This window comes from Mesorhizobium sp. WSM4850, from assembly GCF_055811735.1.
Genome location: NZ_JBVVPV010000189.1, coordinates 1 through 249, shown reverse-complemented (window position 1 = coordinate 249; position 249 = coordinate 1). Strand labels below are relative to the sequence as shown.

General features: G+C 71.5%; 1 protein-coding gene. It reads right to left on the bottom strand.

Features of this window, described 5'->3' with window-relative positions; translation table 11 throughout:
* Window positions 1-234 (bottom strand): hypothetical protein (locus AC0L2Z_RS35515; RefSeq protein ID WP_473630659.1); only part of this gene is annotated, 234 nt, incomplete at its 3' end.
* Window positions 235-249 lie beyond the last annotated feature (15 nt).

Below are 249 nucleotides of genomic sequence, written 5' to 3'. Positions count from 1 at the left end.
ACCGGCTACCGTGCCCATGCGGCGAGCACCGGGGACTATGCCCATGCGGCGAGCACCGGGGACTATGCCCATGCGGCGAGCACCGGCTACCGTGCCCATGCGGCGAGCACCGGGAATGGTGCCCATGCGGCGAGCACCGGGGACTATGCCCATGCGGCGAGCACCGGGAATGGTGCCCATGCGGCGAGCACCGGGAATGGTGCCCATGCGGCGAGCACCGGGGACTATGCCCATGCGGCGAGCACCGGG